Origin of the sequence: Bradyrhizobium sp. 956_D2_N1_4 (assembly GCF_052076025.1) — a bacterium.
Taxonomy (GTDB): Bacteria; Pseudomonadota; Alphaproteobacteria; order Rhizobiales; family Xanthobacteraceae; genus Bradyrhizobium; species Bradyrhizobium barranii.
Genome location: NZ_CP197237.1, coordinates 7,911,420 through 7,928,324 on the forward strand (window position 1 = coordinate 7,911,420; position 16,905 = coordinate 7,928,324).

The window sequence follows — 16,905 nt, forward strand, 5'->3', positions numbered from 1 at the left end:
GCTACGCCATCACGTGTGTCGCGGTAGTTTCATGACATCTCTCGTTTGCGTCTGGCGCGAGCGGGATCGAAGATCCCACTTGGAGACATTCAGACAAAGAGCTACCGTTCCCATATTGCTATGGGTTTTGAACCGACAATCGCTTGTTGAAGCGTCGCCTACGTGCACACCGCCGCCGATTTGCACGCTCGCCCCGTTTCTAAAACCGCGCTGGTCTTGAGATCGTGGGCGCTGCGGACGACTTAAGGAATACACTATGCGGAAAGACTCGCAACGAAATTGATTCACACTTGAGGCGACTAAAAACTTGACCAGCGTTAACGGCGCGCGGGAGTTGTGCACAGGCTTGCGAGCAAGAGTTTGAATCCGTGCACAGATTCGAAGGCGCCGCGCGTCATGTGACAAATCTCCGCCACCGCCAAAAATTTTTTACAAAAGCGTCACGCGCACGCCTTGCGGGCAATTTTTCCAAATGCTTGTCGGCGCTATGTCGATAAGTGATTATTGAGACACCGCTTTTTGAGTCTCGTTTCGCAGGGTAACTCCATCGCGAGCCGGTTCCGGGAAAACTACGGTGTGCAGAACTCTCGCGCGCGCGGATTCAACTTAAGCCCGCCCCGCAGGGGTTTTTCGCAGCGCAGTGAAAGTTTCCGCTGTTGCAAAAACATCCGCCAGTGAAATTACGGGCGCAGCGCAGCGAAGACGACACGAGTCTTCCAACGGAAGAGTGGTCGCCCAACGACCGCAAGCGTGAATTGTGACAGGCAACAAAAAGCCCGGCGCGAGCCGGGCTGATTGACGAGCGCGATGTCGATCCGATCAGTCGATCGGATGACTCGACGAGCTTACTTCGCGAGCTTGGCGATCTGCGCGGTGAGCCGGGAGACTTTGCGGCTCGCGTTGTTCTTGTGAACGATGTTGCGCTGCGCGGCCTGCATCAGCGCGGGCTCGGCGCTCGCCATCGCCTTCAGCGCGGCGGCGCGATCGCCGGTGGCGATGGCTTCTTCGACGGTACGCACGGCACCGCGCATCTGGGTGCGGCGCGACTTGTTGACGGCAGTGCGGCGGGCGATCTTGCGCGTCGCTTTCTTGGCGGAAGTGGTATTGGCCATGGTCTCAATATCCTTTGCGGTACCGGTCGCGTCTTGTTCGGGTAGCGCCGGCTGCTTGACCGCTTAATCGACGCTCGGATTTAGGGTGTTCGGTTGCTGGGCTGTTCCCGGAACATGAGCGACGGCCTTGCGGTCGTCTCTGAGGCTCCAAGCCTTTAAAGCTCATGGAGCCTGCAACTGCTCAAAGAACAGCGGCGGCAGGATTGCGCCCACCGCCAGTTGGCGCCCTTATAGAGGGGGTCTGCGGCACCGTCAACGCTTTCCGGGGCTGGAAAACAGGCCCTGAGAGCTCCAGCGCGCGCCGTAACGCCCTGAAGAGGTTGAATTTCTGCCGTCGCCCGGCTATTGGCTGGCGGCATTGCAGAGGTCGTCCGATCGGACGACCATATAGGTGAGGCATGATCCGCGGCTTTTTCCGACTGATTGGGCTGTTGCTGCTGGCCGGCGGGTTCATCTTCATGGTCTATGACGGCGCCCGCTGGGTGGCCGACCAGACCCTGCGGTTCACCCGGTTCGGCCAGTTCTGGAACGACATCAACCAGGCCAGCCAGACGGCGTTCCGCACCTGGGTCGAGGCCAAGGCGCCCTGGCTCTGGACCTCGGTGATCCGCCTGGTGCTGGATCAGCCGGTTTTCGCCGTGCTCGGCATTTTGGGCATCCTGCTGATGATCCTGTTCCGCCCGCGGAAACCCTTGATCGGATATTCCCGGGATTGATCTTTCAATTCCCGCCGAGACTGAACCTCGCGTTGCCGGCAGCCGTAACAGGGCTGCCCCCTCCTGCGTAGATACCTATATTCCCACCTTGATCGCGAGCGCGCCGCCTGAGCCCTTGGCTTGTTGCATTGGCTCAAGCGACGGACAGCTCGTCTCGGAGAGCCAATCATGCTGTTCATGCGCAAGACCACCGCATTGCCGAGCGCCGCGGAAGCGCTGCCGGGCCGTGCGCAAGCCATTCCCACCGCGACCACCCATTTCGTCAACGGCGCGAAGTTGCAGCCGCCTTATCCCGCGGGTCTCGAGCAGGCCGTGTTCGGGCTCGGCTGCTTCTGGGGCGCCGAGCGCAAATTCTGGCAGCTCGGCGACGGTGTCTACGCGACCGCTGTCGGCTATGCCGGCGGCCACACGCCGAACCCGACCTATGAGGAGACCTGTTCGGGGCGCACCGGCCACACCGAAGTGGTGCTGGTCGTATTCGATCCGAAGAAGATCTCTTACGAGAAACTCCTGAAGACGTTCTGGGAGAGCCACAACCCGACGCAGGGCATGCGCCAGGGCAACGATGTCGGCACGCAGTACCGAAGCGCGATCTACACTTATTCAGATGCGCAGAAGAAAGCGGCCGATGAATCGAAGGCGCTCTATCAGAAGGCGCTTGCTGCAAAAGGTCTCGGCGCCATCACCACCGAGATCGCGCCCGCCGGCGCGTTCTATTTCGCCGAGGACTACCATCAGCAATATCTGGCGAAGAACCCCGCCGGCTATTGCGGCCTCGGTGGCACCGGCGTGTCCTGCCCGATCGGCGTGGGTGTGAGCGCGTAAGCTCGCCACGAACAACTCGTCATGCCCGGGACAAGCCCGGGCATGACGGAGTGTGCGGTGTCATCGCATCCGCATTGCCGCGCTGCCCCCCTCAACGCTTTGTTAACCATAACCAGTGCAAGACTGGGGCCGTCTCGTTTCGAGGGATTAGGTCCGGTGCCGGTTGCACGCGCGTTTCGATGGTCGATCTTGACAGCCTCCTTGGCAGCGTCCGCCGCGCTTGCCCTCGGCGGCTGCATGCAGACCGCCGGTCCCGTCGCGGTCATGCAGCCCCGTGCCGATCTCGACTCCATGGCCTATGGTCAGCCCTATGGCGCACCACAGCCGGTCGTCGTCGCCGACGGTGGCGGCGCCATCGGCGCGTTGCGCAATTCCTTTGCCTCGTCGCCTGCACCCATGCCGGTCGGCTACGCCGCGCCGATGGCGGCGCCAGTGCGCTACGACTCCTCCTATCATCTCGATGCCGGCGACAGGCTGCGCGTCGTGGTCTACGGCCAGGAAGGCCTCACCAACAGCTACGCCATCGATGCTGGCGGTTCGATCACCATGCCGTTGATCGGCGGGGTGCCGGCCCGCGGCCGCACCCCGGCGGGTCTCGCCGGTGAAATCGCCGCGCGCCTGCGCAACGGTTACATCCGCGAGCCCTCGGTCGCGGTCGAGATCGAAGCCTACCGCCCGTTCTTCATCCTCGGCGAAGTCACCGCACCCGGCCAATATCCTTATGTGCCGAACATGACGGTCGAAAGCGCGGTCGCGATCGCCGGCGGCTTCTCGCCCCGCGCCAAGCGCGACGTGGTCACCGTCACGCACACCGAAGCCGGCGGCGCGATGCGCGCCATCGTCCCGCTCGGCACTCCCTTGAGCCCCGGCGACACCGTGTTCGTCGGCGAGCGCTGGTTCTAGCTCACCGCCTGAAATCCAGCCGTCCGTTCGGAAAGCATCCGTCGATGCGCGTGCCATCGACCACGAGCCCGACCCATGGCCGCGTGATCGCAGGCGTGGTCAGATTGATGTACTTTCCGACCAGGCGCGCGCCCTCGCGCGCAGCATCGATCAGGCCGTGCCGGCGGCCTTGGTCCCAGTCGAAACGCAGATAGATCCGGCTCCCCGCGACGCGGACTTCGGCGCGCCCCTCTTTCCATCTGTCCGGCGTATCGCCCGCAATGGTCGGATCGGCGCCGCCATTCCATCTGCTAGCCCAGATGCCCTCGAGCGGATCGGAGAGGGCGGCAATGGATGTCCATGCCGCCGCGTTGATGTCGGCCGCATCGCCGGCCAGCGTGGCGGTCGCCGCGTAGTCCATGACTTCAGAATCGTCCGGGCCCGGGACGTCCATGGTTCCGAACGGATTGCGGATGACGAGGTGCGTGATGGCTTGCTGCATGGCGATCTCCCGGCGCGAGTTGGCTTGATCGGCCAGCTCTATCGCCGGGTGCCGTGATGCAGCCACCCGATTCCTGCTTTGAGTGGCGCGCGCTATTTCAAATGCTTCGCGAAAAATTCCATCGAGCGCGGCCAGGCGACATCCGAGCTCGCCTTGTCGTAGCTCGGCCGCTCGTCGCAATGGAAGCCGTGCTGGGCGCCTGGATAGATGAAGACCGCCACATCCGGCCGCTTCGCCTTGACGGTCTCGACGTCGGTCAGGGGAATGCCGGCATCCTTCTCGCCGAAATGCAGTTGCGTCGGCGCCTTCGGCGTCTCGTCGGCGAAGCGCACCACGGCGCCGCCGTAATAGCCGATCGCGGCCTTGAGACCCGACAGCCGCGTCGCCGCGACAAAGGCGACGCTGCCGCCCAGGCAAAAGCCGATGATGCCGACCGGCCCGACGCTCTTCACCGCGTCGATCGCCGCCTGCGTGTCGCGCAGCATCGCGTCCCAGTCGGGACTGGCGACGAACTTGCGCGCCTCGGCGATCTCGTCGGGCGTGTAGCCCGACTGGAAATTCGGCGAGGTCCGGTCGAAGATCGACGGCGCGATCGCGACATAGCCTTCCCCGGCGATGCGGTCGCAGACCGAGCGGATGTGGTGATTGACCCCAAAGATCTCCTGGATCACCACCACCGCGCCCTTCGGGGCGCCTGAGGGATCGGCGCGATAGGCGCCGAGCTGGAAATTGTCGGAAGCCGTCAGCTTGATGTCCTGTCCCACGCGGGTTGTCCTTCTTTGTTGTCGATCCGAAATTTCAGCTCTCTGCCCTCATCCTGAGGAGCGCTCCAACGGAGCGCGTCTCGAAGGATAGAGGCCCGTGAACGCATCAGCGTGGCCTTCATCCTTCGAGACGCTTGCTCCGCAAGCTCCTCAGGATGAGGGGAGGCGGCTGTGCGTCGCTCTCACTCCCACATCCAGTTCTCGCCGTAGTCTTCCTTCCATCCCGCCAGCCGTCCGTGACGGAACTGCAGGAACAGGCGATGGCGGTAGGGGATCAGACCGCTGCCGCCGAGGTTGCGAAGCGCGAGATAGATCTCGTTGCCGGGCCGCCCGCGCACATATTGCAGCGGCTGCCCCAGTGCCCGCGCGGTCTGCTCGGCATCCATGCCGAAGGCGAGCGGCGTGTTGTTCGACAAGGTCGCAACGAAGGGCCGGCGCGGCGGCGTGCCGCCAAACGGCTCGGCCTGCGCAGACATCGATAGCAGCACCGCGCTCGCAGCCAGTATCGCTTGCTTCATTGCCAGTGTCCCTATCCGACCGTCCTATCCCGGCAAGTTCTTCAGGAAAGGCGTCACCGCGTCAATAAAAGCCTTGGGCTGATCGATGTTGACGGCGTGACCGGCGGCGGGGATCACGACCTTTTGTGCGCCGGGAATCTTTGCGGCCATGTAGTCGGACGCCGCGAGGAACGGCGCGTCGTCGGCGCCGACCACGATGAGGCAGGGCACCTTGATGTCGGGGAGCAGCTCGATCACGCGGGCGTCGCGCTGGGTCAGCATGCCGCGTGCGGCGAGCGCCAATCCCCTGGCGTTGCGATGGCTCGCGGTGGCGCGCTCGCGTGTCGCCGACTTCAGCATGTCGAGACCTTCATGGTCGAGCTTGTCGGCGGTCGCAAGCGCCCGTGCGTTCCAGGCCTCGCGCGCGTCGTCCTTCTTGAAGCCGGGGCCGGTGTCGATGATCAGCAGGGCACGGGCGCGTTGCGGATAAGCGCGATAGAACGCGAGCGACATGTAGCCGCCGAGCGAGAGCCCGCCGATGATGGCGCGCTCGGCGCCGACCGCATCGAGGATCGCGGCCATGTCGCCGATGGTGAGCGCTTCGCTATAGGCATGGGGATCGTCGGGATAGTCAGACTGGCCGTGGCCGCGCATGTCCCACAGGACGAGCTTGTGGTCCTTCGCGAGCGCGTCGACTTGGCCATGCCACATCGCCGAGGTCGAGGAATAGCCGTGGGTGAGCAGCAGCGGCGGACCCTCGCCGTGAACTTCGTAGTAGATCCCGACGCCGTCCCGATCGATCTTTGGCATTGCTTCCGCCCTTGTTGTTCTATCTAGCCACGATGACGGTGCACCCTCGCCCCTTGTGGGAGAGGGTGGCTCGCCGCGTAAGCGGCGAGACGGGTGAGGGGTATCTCTCCGCACGCGAAACTGCCCATCGAGTTCGCGGACAGATACCCCTCATCCGGCGCTTCGCGCCACCTTCTCCCACAAGGGGAGAAGGGGCATCCGCGTCGGCGGTTGCACTTTAGCTCGCCAAGTTACCTGGAAGAAACTGCCCTGAACGCGATGGCACGCATGCCTGATGCATTCTCTGTTGCGTCCAGTCGCTGCATCAACGCCGTTGTCGCAACGCACAACACTGAGCTGCCGCGATAGTTTCGATCGATTCCAAATTGCATTTGCCTCTGGCTGTGAACCCGATCATTCTCGCGATCAAGGTGGGCGCCAGCCCGGTGGGCGTCCACTGTTCAAGTTGCCGCCGTAAGCGGCTTCATGCACCGGCAGGGGAAGACGCCTATGCCAACTCTCACCATCAACGGGCGGAGTCTGTCCGTGGATGCGGCGAACGACACGCCGCTCCTCTGGGCGATCCGCGAGCAATTGCAGATGACCGGCACCAAGTTCGGCTGCGGTGCCGGGCTGTGCGGTGCCTGCACCGTGCACGTCAACGGCGAAGCCGTGCGCTCGTGCCAGACCATGGTCGGCGATGTCGCCGGCAAGAAGATCACCACCATCGAAGGCCTTTCCGCCAAGGGTGATCATCCGCTGCAGAAGGCGTGGATCGCCGAGCAGGTGCCGCAATGCGGCTACTGCCAGTCCGGGCAGATCATGCAGGCGGCCTCGCTGCTGGCCAAGAATGCCAATCCGACCAAGGAGGAGGTCGTGGCGCATATGGACGGCAATCTCTGCCGTTGCATGACCTATTCGCGGATCCAGAAGGCGATCATGCGCGCCGCTACCGAGATGCGCACCGCATCCGTCTCCGGCAACGAACGGAGGCCCACATGAATAAGCACGTGAACACCATTACACCCGAGACGACCGATCTCAGCCGCCGCTCCTTCCTGGTCGGCACGGCAGCGACCGGCCTCGTGCTCGGCTATGCCGGCGTACCCGGCATCGGTGAGGCGCTTGCTGCGCCTTCGAACTTCGAGCCGAGCGTCTGGTATGCGATCGCGCCCGATGGCGTGGTCACCGTGACCTGCGGCAAGGCCGACATGGGCCAGCACATCGCCTCCACCATGGCGCAGATCGTCTGCGAGGAATTGGGCGCGAAGTGGAGCGACATGCGCGTCGCGCTTGCCTCCAACGATCCGAAGTTCAACGACCCCGTGCTGGGTGCGCAGATCACCGGCGGCAGCTGGTCGACCATGATGAACTTCGACGCGATGAGCCGGGCCGGCGCAGCCGGACGGACGGCATTGACGGAAGGCGCGGCTGCGGCGATGAGCGTGCCGGCGTCGGAGCTCGTGGTGCGCGATTCCGTGATCTCGCATCCGAAGTCGAAGAAGCAGATGTCGTTCGCCGATGTCGTGAAGAGCGGCAAGGCGACCAAGACCTTCACGCCGGACGAGCTGAAGGCGATCAAGCTGAAGACGCCGGACCAGTACACCATGATCGGCGTGTCGGTGCCGCAGCTCGACATTCCCTCCAAGACCAACGGCACGGCCAAGTACGGCATCGACGTGATGCTGCCGGGCATGGCCTATGGCGCGGTGGTGACGCCGCCGGTGCGCTTCGGCGCCACGGTGAAATCGGTCGACGACTCGGCTGCGAAGAAGGTGCAGGGCTTCATCAAGGCCATCACCCTCGACGACAAGACCGGCACGACATCGGGCTGGGTCGTCGCGGTGGCCAGCACCTACGCCAATGCCAAGAAGGCGGCCGCGGCGCTCAAGATCGCCTATGACGGCGGTCCGAACGCGAAGGTCTCGAGCGAGTCGCTGCTCGACGAAGCCAAGCGGCTTCAGAAGCTCGAGGATTCCGGCCAGTTCTTCGTCAAGGATGGCGATCCCAACGCGGCGTTCGGCTCGGCCGCAAAGGTGCTGGAGGCGGAGTACACTACCAGCATCAACATCCACGCGCCGATGGAGCCGATGAACGCCACGGCGGAGTTCAAGGGCGACATCCTGCACATCTATTCCGGCAACCAGTTCGCGACGCGCTCCGGCGCGATTGCGGCAGGCGCCGCCGGGATCGATCCGAAGTTCGTGGTGATGCACCAGATGTGGCTCGGCGGCGGTTTTGGCCGCAGGCTCGATGCCGACATGATGGTGCCGGCGGTGCAGGCGGCGAAGGCCATCGGCAAGCCGGTGAAGGTGATCTATACGCGCGAGAACGACATGACGATGGATTTCTCGCGTCCGCTCACCTACCAGAAGGTCAAGGCCGGCGTGGATGGCGACGGCAAGCTCGTCGCGCTCAGCCACGACGTCGTCTCGGCCTGGCCGACGGCGCGCTGGGGCATCCCCGACTTCCTGACGCCCTCGGTCGACAAGAAGGGCCCGCTCGATTCCTTCACGGTGAACGGGGCCGACTTCTTCTACACCGTGCCCAACCATTATGTGCGCGCGATCAAGAACGAGCTCGCGCACAATGCGACGCCGTCCGGGCAGCTTCGCTCGGTGGCGCCCGGCTGGACGTTCTGGGCGGTCGAAAGCATGATCGACGAGATCGCGGCTGCGACCGGCAAGGACCCGGCGCAATTCCGCATCGCGCTGCTCGACGGCAAGGGCAAGAACGACGGCGGCGCGCAGCGGCTGCGCAACACGTTGCTCGCCGCGATCGGGCTGTCCGGCTACGGTACCAAGCAATTGCCGAAAGGCGAGGGCATGGGCGTGGCCTGCGTCTCCTCGCAGGAACGCGCGACCGCGAGTTGGACGGCGTGCGTCGCCCATGTCGCGGTGGCGCCGTCGGGCGAGGTGACCGTGAAGAAGCTCACGGTCGCAACCGACGTCGGCACGCAGGTGCATCCCGACAACATCCGTGCCCAGGTCGAGGGCGCGGCGCTGTGGGGCTTGTCGCTGGCGATGTACGAGAAGGCGACGCTCAAGGACGGTGGCATCGAGCAGACTAATTTCGACAGCTACACGCCCTTGCGCATGAGCCAGATGCCCGAGGTCGCCGTCGCCGTGATCGCCAACGGCGAAAAGGCCACCGGCGTTGGCGAGCCCGCGGTGACGGTTATCGCCCCGGCAATCGGCAACGCCATCTTCAACGCCTCAGGCGCCCGCATCCGGGCCCTGCCGATCACGGCCGAGGCCGTGAAGGGGGCGATGAAGGCGTAGCGGAGCTGCGCTTGCCGAATGAGACAATCCGCCGGAGGCCATCCTTCGGCGGATTTTTTGCGCGGTTGCATCCCCACACTCACTGTCATGCCCCGCGAAGGCGGGGCATCCAGTACGCCGCGGCCTCTCAGCTCCGGCCGCGCCGCCTCGGCGTACTGGGTCGCCCGGTCAAGCCGGGCGACGACAGCGGAGAGTGGGCGAGAGCGCCCCAAATTCCCCTTTCCCATCAAGGCCCGTTCTACTGTGCATGGGGTTGTTTTCGCCGTTTTGACTGGAAGCAGGGCGGGGACCCAAATCCCTAAAATTGCGCGCAATTCCGGAGGGTTCCGTTGAGCACGCCTCTTAAGGGCCGGAGAACCTGATCCGGCTTAGGCTGACGCCAAATCCAGTCCCGTGCTCTGGGGAAGCCATGAACGCGCCAGCCAAATCCGCCGCCAAACGCCGGCTCTTGCTCGCTTCCGACCGGAGCGACGAGAGCACCGAGCTTGCCAGCATCCTGAAGGCCGTGGGCGACGTTTCGACGGTGACGACGCAGGACATTCCCGAGCAGCCGTCGCGCGATCTGTCCGGTCTCGTGGTCGACATCAATCTGCGCTCGCCCGAGAGCGTGCAGCGGGTGCGCAACAAGCTGCGCGGCGACGCCTATCGCACGATGCCGCGGCTGTTCGTGCTCGCCGATGCCCTGCATCACGGCACCATGCAGGCCTGGGCACTGGGCGCCACCGACACGATCTCGCGGCCGCTGCAGCCCGATGCGATTCTTCAGCGCATCCGCGCCGCGTTCCCCGACACTGCCACCTATGATGCGACCGATCGCGGCAAGACGCTCAACCGCGGCGTCGAGGCGGCGCATGCGGTGCTGGCGAAGATGTTCGAGAAGCTGCCGCTCGGCGTGCCCCTGACCTTCGACGACGTCATCGCCGCCGAGAGCAAGATCCTGAAGGCGATCAAGCATTCATCGCTGCGCGAATGGCTCACCACCGTCGGCTGCCATCATGTCGGCAGCTATCGCCACTGCCTGTTCGTCACCGGCTTCGCCGTCGCCTTCGCGCAGCATCTCGGCATGCGCGAGGATGACCAGCGTCGCCTGACCCGCGCCGCGCTGTTGCACGACGTCGGCAAGGCCTTCGTTCCCTCCGTGCTGCTCGACAAGCCGGGCAAGCTCACCGACGAGGAGATGGCCGAGGTGCGCCAGCATCCGCGCCGCGGCTATGACGCGCTCGCGGAGCAAGGCGGCTTCCCGCCGGAGATGCTCGACGTCGTGCTGCATCACCACGAATTCCTCGACGGCTCTGGCTATCCGAACGGCCTGTCGTCGAACCAGATCAGCGACATCGTGCGTGTGACGACAATCGTCGACATCTACGCGGCACTGGTGGAGAAGCGCGCCTACCGCATGCCCTTCACCCACTCGCGCGCCTTCACGATGATGGAAGGCATGGGCGGCAAGCTGGATCAGCAACTGCTGCAGGCGTTCCGGCCGGTGGCGCTGGGATCGTTTTGAGCGAGATGCCGTAGAGCGAGATGCCGTAGGGTGGGCACGCTTCCGCCTTCGCTCTTCGAGCTACGGCGGACAAGCCGCTTTGCCCACCCTACGAGAGTCGTCGTTTGGCGCGGCCGCTCACCCCACCATCTTCCGCAATTCCGCCTTCGCCACCTTCTCCAGCGTCGAGCGCGGCATGTCGTCGACAAGCCTGATTTCGCGCGGCACCTTGAAATCCGCGAGTCCCGCGCCGCAGGCCGCCATCACGCGATCATGCAGATCGGGCGCCGCGCCCGCGACGCCGCCGTGCGGGATGATGAAGACAACAGGCACCTCGTCCAGCATCGGGTGCTTCTTCGCCACCACCGCGGCTTCGCGCACGCCTGCTACCACCGCGATCACCTGCTCGATCTCGGAGGCCGCGACGTTCTCGCCGCCGACCTTCAGCATGTCCTTGGCGCGGTCGCCGAACCTGATGAAGCCGTTCTCCAGCCGCTCGACGCGGTCGCCGGTGAGAAAGAAGCCGTGCTCGTCGAAGCTTTCGCGCGTCGCCTTTTCATTGTGCAGATACTCGGCGAACAGCGACAGCCCAGGGATGCCCTTGATGGAGAGATTTCCGGTGTCGCCGACCTCGGTCCGCCGTCCATCATCGTCGGTGATGCGGATCTGATATTCGGGAGCCGCGCGCCCGATCGACATCGGGATGTTGGGCTGGTCGACCTCGCCGACGATGCCGTGGGTGATGGTCTCGGTCATGCCCCACCAGCCGATCATCTTGACGCCGAACGCGGCAAACGCCGGTGGCTCGTTGATCGCGGTGCCCCACAGGCGGAATTTGTGGCCTTTCGGGATCTCCTGCTCGAGCAGCGCCTTCATGCAGAACGGGATCGTCGAGGTCCAGGTCGAGCCATGCTCGCGCGCGACGCCCCAGAACCGGCTCGCGGAGAAGCGCGGCTGGATCACGCAGGTTGCGCCAACCCACAGCGTTGCCAGCATCGAATAGGCCAGCGCATTGGTGTGGAACAGCGGCAGATAGGTCTGATGCACGTCGCCTGCGTGAAGGTCCTCATGCGCGGCGTTGATCTTGGCGCCCCACAGCGCGTTGGCGTGGGTCCACAGCACCGCCTTCGGGCGCGAGGTCGTGCCTGACGTGTACTGCACGCTGCACGGCGCGAACGGGTCGGTCGCGCGAAGCGGCCGGTCAGCGCTATCGGCGAACAGTGAATCGAAACTGTCGCCGCGCGAGGCCGCTCGCGCGGGCGCCGCGCCCGCATCGTGCGAGGTCACCGCCAGCCAGCGGATGTTGCGGCAGCTTTGCGCGACGATTTCTGCATAGGCCGGCTGCGTGATCGCAGCGACCGCGCCGCAATGGTCGGCGAAATATTCCATCTCCGCCGGCGCCGAGCGGGTGTTGGTGGTCACCGCGATGGCGCCGAGTTCGACGCAGGCGAACCAGGCCAGCAGCGCCTCGATGCAATTGTCCAGATGAATGAGCACATATTCGCCCGGCTTCACGCCGCGCTTCGCCAGCCCCGCCGCGAGCGCGCCGACGCGCTCGTGAAACTCGCCATAGCTCCAGCGCCGCGCCGGCGCGTCGAACGGCGCCCAGATCAGGAACGCATGATCGCGGCGTACCGCGGCGCGCATCTTCAGCAGCCAGGGTACGTCGAGCCCGTCGAACGGCCCTACGAGTCCGGCTGCGGTCTGTTGGATAGGCATGAATCCTCCCCGTGCAGCCTGCATCTTGATGGCGGCTGCCTTTTGATTATTGCGTCTTCCTGCCATCGGAAGGCGCGGGGAGCAAATCGGCGGGGCATTTGCGGCAGTACGCGCTTTCTCCCCCGTCATTGCGAGCGCAGCGAAGCAATCCAGACGGTCTCCGCGGGGGGCAGTCTGGATTGCTTCGTCGCAAGGGCTCCTCGCAATGACGATGGGGCAGGCGGCGCGGCCTACCGACCACCGTCCTCGTACGACGAAATCTCGATCAGGCTGCCATCCGGATCCCGGCAATAGACCGAGCGCAGCGTGCCGCGGGCGCCCTGCTTGGGAACCGGGCCTTCCTCGATCGCGACGCCATGTGCCGTCAAATGCGCCACCACCTCGTCGGGCGCGGCAGAGGTGAGGAAACACAGATCCTCGCTGCCGGCGGTCTGATGGTCCGCGGTGAACCACTCCACCTTGTCGGCATCGCGCGGCCGGACGTTGATCTTCTGGTTACCGAATTGCAACGAAGTCCGCGGCGCTTTGCCGCCGCCGGGGTCGAACACCTTGACTTCCATGCCGAGAATCTTGCGGTACCACTCGGAGGTCACTGCGACGTCGGCGACGTTGATGACGAGATGATCGAGGGCTTCGACCTTGACCGGCATGCCTTATCCTTTCGTCGTGATGCGCCGGGCGCACTTTCCGCCTGCGGCAAGCTTTGTTACAACCGCGTCGACTTTGAAGCCATCTGGCTTTCAAGAACAACACGTTGGGAGAACCCTTGAGATGATCACTCGCCGTACCGCGCTGGGCCTGCTCGCAGCCAGTCCGCTTGCAGCCACCCCGCTGTCGAAGGCCCTTGCCGCCGACTATCCGGCCCGGCCCGTGAAATGGGTGGTCGGCTATCCGCCGGGCGGAGCCACCGACATCCTGGCGCGGCTGATCGGTCAGCGGCTGTCGGAGCGGCTCGGCCAGCAATTCGTCATCGAGAACAAGCCGGGCGCCGGCAACAATATCGGCACCGAATCGGTCGTCAATGCCGAGCCCGACGGCTACACGCTGCAACTGGTCAATCCGGCCAACTTCATCAACGCTTCGCTCTACACCAACCTCAAATTCAACTTCGTGCGCGATATCGCGCCGGTCGCCTCGTTCCAGCGGGTGCCGAACGTGATGACCGTCAACAAGGACGTTCCGGCCAAGAACGTCGCCGAGTTCATCGAATATGTGAAGGCCAATCCCGGCAAGGTGAACATGGCTTCGTCCGGCAACGGCACCTCGGTGCATCTGTCCGGCGAGATGTTCATGGCGCTGACCGGCTGCAAGATGCAGCACGTGCCCTATCGTGGCGCGGCGCCGGCGATCACCGACATGCTCGGCGGCCAGGTGCAGGTGATCTTCGACAACATGCCCTCGATCATCCAGCACATCCGCTCCGGCTCGCTTCGCGCGATCGGCGTCACCACCACGGAGCGCTCGCCGCAGCTGCCCGACGTCCAGGCGATCGCCGAGACCGTGAAGGACTACGAGGCCAGCGCGCTGTTCGGCATGGGCGCGCCGAAGAACACGCCTAAGGAGATCATCGCCAAGCTCAACAATGAGATCAATACGCTCATGAAGGAGCCCGACATGACCAAGCGACTGGTTGAACTCGGCGGCGAGCCGCGGGTGCAGACGCCGGAGGCGTTCGGCGAGGAGATCAAGGCCGAGACCGAGAAGTGGAAGAAGGTCGTCGAGTTCGCCGGCCTGAAGGTCGAGTAGCGATCTTGTGATCCCCGAGATTGGAGCCCTGCCGCCTGGCAGGGCTTTTTTCTTGCGTACTTCGTTCCGTTGATCTGGAATAAAACGGCGCGGCGAAACCTGATGATACATGGCGCGTATCTCGCCCTGTGAAGAGAGGAGTCTGGATCATGCGCAAGACGCAATTGGCGCTGCTGGCGCTGGGCGCGACGGTCCTTGCCGGCTTCGTCACCGTCACGCCCGCGGCGGCCCGCGACTATCCCTGGTGCGCCCAGGGCGGCGAGTATGACTATCCCGGCGAATGTGCCTACAGCACCTATGAGCAATGCCAGGCCAGCGTCTCCGGCCGCTTGCTGTACTGCGGGCCCAATCCTCTTGTGGCCTATGGCCAGGCGCCGCAGCCGCAACCTCGGCCGCACCGTCGCGCGCGGCCCGTCGCACCGTACTAGCCGCGCGCATTGCGCAGCCGCGTATTTTTGCGCGATCGCTCCGGAATAAACCGGCTCCGCGAGCCTTTCACTCTGTGAGGTCGGATGTCGCGCGGCGAACATGGGAGGTCGGTCATGGGCAAGGCGCAATTTGTGCTGGGCACCATAGTCCTTGTGTGGCTCGCTGGCGGGAGCCCGGCGCGCGCGGACTATGATTACGCGTGGTGCATTCAGAACTCGGAATACGGCTATCCCGGCGACTGCTCCTATCAGACCCGCGAGCAGTGTCAGATGAGCGCGTCGGGCCGCAAGGGCTATTGCGCGCAAAATCCTGCCCAGGTGGCCGTACGGCCTCCGCTTCAGCCGTCACTACGCGGTCGGTACGTTCGTCCGTACTAGTCGCGCCTCACACTGAGCACTGCCTGATCACGCAGTCGTGCAGATCCGGACGCGCGGGTTCCTGCTTGACGCCTTCTCGTTCACGTCTATACTAAACCAAATGGTTAAGTATAGAGACGAGACGCTCGACCGGACCTTTGCGGCGCTGTCCGATCCGACGCGGCGTGCCCTTCTCGCGCGGCTCGGCGAGCGGGACCTGTCGGTGAGCGAGCTGGCGGCGCCGTTTCCGGTCTCGCTGCCGGCGATCATGAAGCATCTCGACGTGCTCACGGATGCGGGCCTGATCGTGCGGGAGAAGACCGGACGCACGGTGTCCTGCCGGCTCACCGCGCAGCCGATGGAGCAGGCGATGAACTGGCTCAATCGCTACGCGCGGTTCTGGTCCGAGAAGTTCGACCGCCTCGCCGCCTTCGTGGAGGACAAGACATGGCCAACGCAGCCGTCAACGCCGATCCCCGCACAGCCGAACGTCCAAGCGAGCGTCCAAACGAACGTCCAAGCCTCACGCTCACGCGCCGGCTCCGCGCACGGCCGGAGAAAGTCTACGCCGCCTGGACGCAAGCCGCGCAGCTAGTCCAGTGGTTCGGGCCGCCGAACATGAAGCCGGCGACGCTGGACGCCGAGCTCGATGTCCGTACCGGTGGCCGCTACCGCATCAGCTTCACCGGTGACGACGGCGAATACTTCGAGGCCGGCGGCATCTATCGCGAGGTCGTGCCGAACGAGCGGCTGGTGTTCACCTGGGCCTGGCATTCGACGCCGGAGCGCGAATCGCTGGTGACGATCACGCTGAAGCCGGATCGCGCCGGCACGCTGATGATCTTCCATCACGCCCAGTTCTTCGACGAAACCGCACGCGACAATCACCAGCGCGGCTGGAGCTCGTGCCTCGACAAGCTCGACGCTTTCGTCGCCTGACACCATGGAGGATACCGTGCAGCAACATCAGATCGTCTCGCGCGAGCAATGGATCGCGGCCCGCAAGGCCCACCTGGCGCATGAGAAGGAACTCAGCCAGGCCCGCGAGCGTCTCGCCGAGCAGCGCCGCGCATTGCCCTGGGTGAAGGTCGACAAGAACTATGTATTCGACGGACCGAACGGCAAGGTGACGCTCGGCGATCTCTTCGGGGGGCGCCCGCAGCTCGTGGTGCAGCATGTGATGTTCGCTCCCGACTGGGAGGCCGCGTGCAAGAGCTGCTCGTTCTGGGCCGACGCTCTCGATCGCATGGTGCCGCACCTCGCCGCGCGCGACACCTCCACGGTTGCGATCTCGCTGGCACCTAGCGCAAAGCTCGAGGCCTTCAAGAAGCGGATGGGCTGGACCTTCGACTGGGTCTCGTCAGGGAGCAACGACTTCAACTACGACTACGAGGTCTCGTTCACGCGCGAGCAGATCGACAAGGGCGTGCCGAAATACAACTTTGGCACCACGCCGTTCTACGGTCCGGAGCTGCCCGGTATCAGCGTGTTCTACCGCAACGAGGCCGGCGAGATCTTCCATACCTATTCATGCTTCGCGCGCGGTCTCGACATGATGAACGCGGCCTATCAATATCTCGACCTCACCCCGCTCGGTCGTCACGAGGACGGCCTGCCCTATCCGATGGACTGGGTCCGCCTGCGCGACCAGTATGAGCCGCAGGCGAAGGGGGCTTGCTGCCACGGGTGAGACGGCGGGTGCGCTGTGCCCACACCAACGGTGTCATCGCCCGACTTGATCGGGCGATCCAGTATTCCAGAGGCCGTGGCGTGATACGGAGGAGCCGCGGCGTACTGGATTCCC

18 protein-coding genes and 1 pseudogene are annotated in these 16,905 nt (G+C 64.5%); 12 read left to right on the forward strand and 7 right to left on the reverse strand.

Going from position 1 to position 16,905, the window contains the following annotated elements:
• Positions 1 to 845: 845 nt before the first annotated feature.
• Positions 846 to 1,112 (reverse strand): 30S ribosomal protein S20, encoded by a 267-nt coding sequence (rpsT, locus tag AB7535_RS37335; RefSeq protein ID WP_028151115.1) that lies wholly within the window; start codon positions 1,110 to 1,112, stop codon positions 846 to 848.
• A 398-nt stretch (positions 1,113 to 1,510) separates the two neighbouring features.
• Here rpsT and AB7535_RS37340 point away from each other — a divergent pair, with 398 nt between their 5' ends.
• From AB7535_RS37340 to AB7535_RS37350, 3 genes are all read left to right on the forward strand, one after another.
• Positions 1,511 to 1,828: a hypothetical protein gene (locus AB7535_RS37340; protein WP_007616084.1), complete on the forward strand. Its 318-nt coding sequence runs from the start codon at positions 1,511 to 1,513 to the stop codon at positions 1,826 to 1,828.
• Positions 1,829 to 1,996: 168 nt separating this feature from the next.
• Entirely contained in the window at positions 1,997 to 2,653 is a 657-nt protein-coding gene (gene msrA, locus AB7535_RS37345) for a peptide-methionine (S)-S-oxide reductase MsrA (RefSeq protein WP_208083688.1), read from the forward strand.
• Positions 2,654 to 2,809: 156 nt separating this feature from the next.
• Positions 2,810 to 3,556 carry a polysaccharide biosynthesis/export family protein gene (locus AB7535_RS37350; RefSeq protein WP_028151117.1) on the forward strand — a complete coding sequence of 249 codons (747 nt, stop codon included), beginning with the start codon at positions 2,810 to 2,812 and terminating at the stop codon, positions 3,554 to 3,556.
• Between the two features lies 1 nt (position 3,557).
• Here AB7535_RS37350 and AB7535_RS37355 read toward each other — a convergent pair whose 3' ends face one another.
• The 4 genes from AB7535_RS37355 to AB7535_RS37370 form a co-directional block, all read right to left on the reverse strand.
• Complete coding sequence (locus AB7535_RS37355; protein ID WP_354113271.1) at positions 3,558 to 4,037, reverse strand: hypothetical protein; 480 nt, start codon at positions 4,035 to 4,037, stop codon at positions 3,558 to 3,560.
• Positions 4,038 to 4,129: 92 nt separating this feature from the next.
• Positions 4,130 to 4,801: a dienelactone hydrolase family protein gene (locus AB7535_RS37360; protein WP_354113272.1), complete on the reverse strand. Its 672-nt coding sequence runs from the start codon at positions 4,799 to 4,801 to the stop codon at positions 4,130 to 4,132.
• A gap of 182 nt (positions 4,802 to 4,983) precedes the next feature.
• Positions 4,984 to 5,319 (reverse strand): hypothetical protein, encoded by a 336-nt coding sequence (locus AB7535_RS37365; protein ID WP_028151120.1) that lies wholly within the window; start codon positions 5,317 to 5,319, stop codon positions 4,984 to 4,986.
• 24 nt (positions 5,320 to 5,343) lie between these two features.
• Entirely contained in the window at positions 5,344 to 6,108 is a 765-nt protein-coding gene (locus tag AB7535_RS37370; RefSeq protein WP_354113273.1) for an alpha/beta fold hydrolase, read from the reverse strand.
• Positions 6,109 to 6,597: 489 nt separating this feature from the next.
• On the opposite strand from AB7535_RS37370, the gene AB7535_RS37375 reads away from it, so the two are divergent.
• The 3 genes from AB7535_RS37375 to AB7535_RS37385 all read left to right on the forward strand — a co-directional run bounded on the left by AB7535_RS37375 (position 6,598) and on the right by AB7535_RS37385 (position 10,872).
• The gene (locus tag AB7535_RS37375; protein WP_014491023.1) at positions 6,598 to 7,089 is read left to right on the forward strand and encodes a (2Fe-2S)-binding protein; all 492 of its coding nucleotides are present in this window, start codon (positions 6,598 to 6,600) and stop codon (positions 7,087 to 7,089) included.
• Positions 7,086 to 9,368, forward strand: a complete 2,283-nt coding sequence (locus AB7535_RS37380) for a xanthine dehydrogenase family protein molybdopterin-binding subunit (protein ID WP_354113274.1) — start codon at positions 7,086 to 7,088, stop codon at positions 9,366 to 9,368. The genes AB7535_RS37375 and AB7535_RS37380 overlap by 4 nt, the downstream gene beginning before the upstream one ends.
• Before the next feature lie 409 nt (positions 9,369 to 9,777).
• Positions 9,778 to 10,872 (forward strand): HD-GYP domain-containing protein, encoded by a 1,095-nt coding sequence (locus AB7535_RS37385; RefSeq protein ID WP_063980092.1) that lies wholly within the window; start codon positions 9,778 to 9,780, stop codon positions 10,870 to 10,872.
• A 117-nt stretch (positions 10,873 to 10,989) separates the two neighbouring features.
• Here the strand turns inward: AB7535_RS37385 and AB7535_RS37390 are convergent, their stop codons facing one another.
• Both AB7535_RS37390 and AB7535_RS37395 read right to left on the reverse strand, forming a co-directional pair.
• Positions 10,990 to 12,570 (reverse strand): AMP-binding protein, encoded by a 1,581-nt coding sequence (locus AB7535_RS37390; RefSeq protein WP_439037540.1) that lies wholly within the window; start codon positions 12,568 to 12,570, stop codon positions 10,990 to 10,992.
• 230 nt (positions 12,571 to 12,800) lie between these two features.
• The gene (locus tag AB7535_RS37395; protein WP_071908967.1) at positions 12,801 to 13,220 is read right to left on the reverse strand and encodes a VOC family protein; all 420 of its coding nucleotides are present in this window, start codon (positions 13,218 to 13,220) and stop codon (positions 12,801 to 12,803) included.
• A gap of 121 nt (positions 13,221 to 13,341) precedes the next feature.
• Here AB7535_RS37395 and AB7535_RS37400 point away from each other — a divergent pair, with 121 nt between their 5' ends.
• The 6 genes and pseudogenes from AB7535_RS37400 to AB7535_RS37425 all read left to right on the forward strand — a co-directional run bounded on the left by AB7535_RS37400 (position 13,342) and on the right by AB7535_RS37425 (position 16,791).
• Positions 13,342 to 14,316 carry a Bug family tripartite tricarboxylate transporter substrate binding protein gene (locus AB7535_RS37400; RefSeq protein ID WP_071908968.1) on the forward strand — a complete coding sequence of 325 codons (975 nt, stop codon included), beginning with the start codon at positions 13,342 to 13,344 and terminating at the stop codon, positions 14,314 to 14,316.
• Positions 14,317 to 14,465: 149 nt separating this feature from the next.
• Positions 14,466 to 14,744 (forward strand): DUF3551 domain-containing protein, encoded by a 279-nt coding sequence (locus tag AB7535_RS37405; RefSeq protein ID WP_354113276.1) that lies wholly within the window; start codon positions 14,466 to 14,468, stop codon positions 14,742 to 14,744.
• Positions 14,745 to 14,858: 114 nt separating this feature from the next.
• Positions 14,859 to 15,122: a DUF3551 domain-containing protein gene (locus AB7535_RS37410; protein ID WP_063980087.1), complete on the forward strand. Its 264-nt coding sequence runs from the start codon at positions 14,859 to 14,861 to the stop codon at positions 15,120 to 15,122.
• 100 nt (positions 15,123 to 15,222) lie between these two features.
• Positions 15,223 to 15,696: an ArsR/SmtB family transcription factor gene (locus tag AB7535_RS37415; protein WP_354113277.1), complete on the forward strand. Its 474-nt coding sequence runs from the start codon at positions 15,223 to 15,225 to the stop codon at positions 15,694 to 15,696.
• Between the two features lie 11 nt (positions 15,697 to 15,707).
• Positions 15,708 to 16,040: pseudogene (locus tag AB7535_RS37420) on the forward strand (SRPBCC family protein); the annotation flags it as partial.
• Between the two features lie 16 nt (positions 16,041 to 16,056).
• Positions 16,057 to 16,791: a DUF899 domain-containing protein gene (locus AB7535_RS37425; protein WP_354113278.1), complete on the forward strand. Its 735-nt coding sequence runs from the start codon at positions 16,057 to 16,059 to the stop codon at positions 16,789 to 16,791.
• The last annotated feature ends 114 nt before the right edge of the window (positions 16,792 to 16,905 follow it).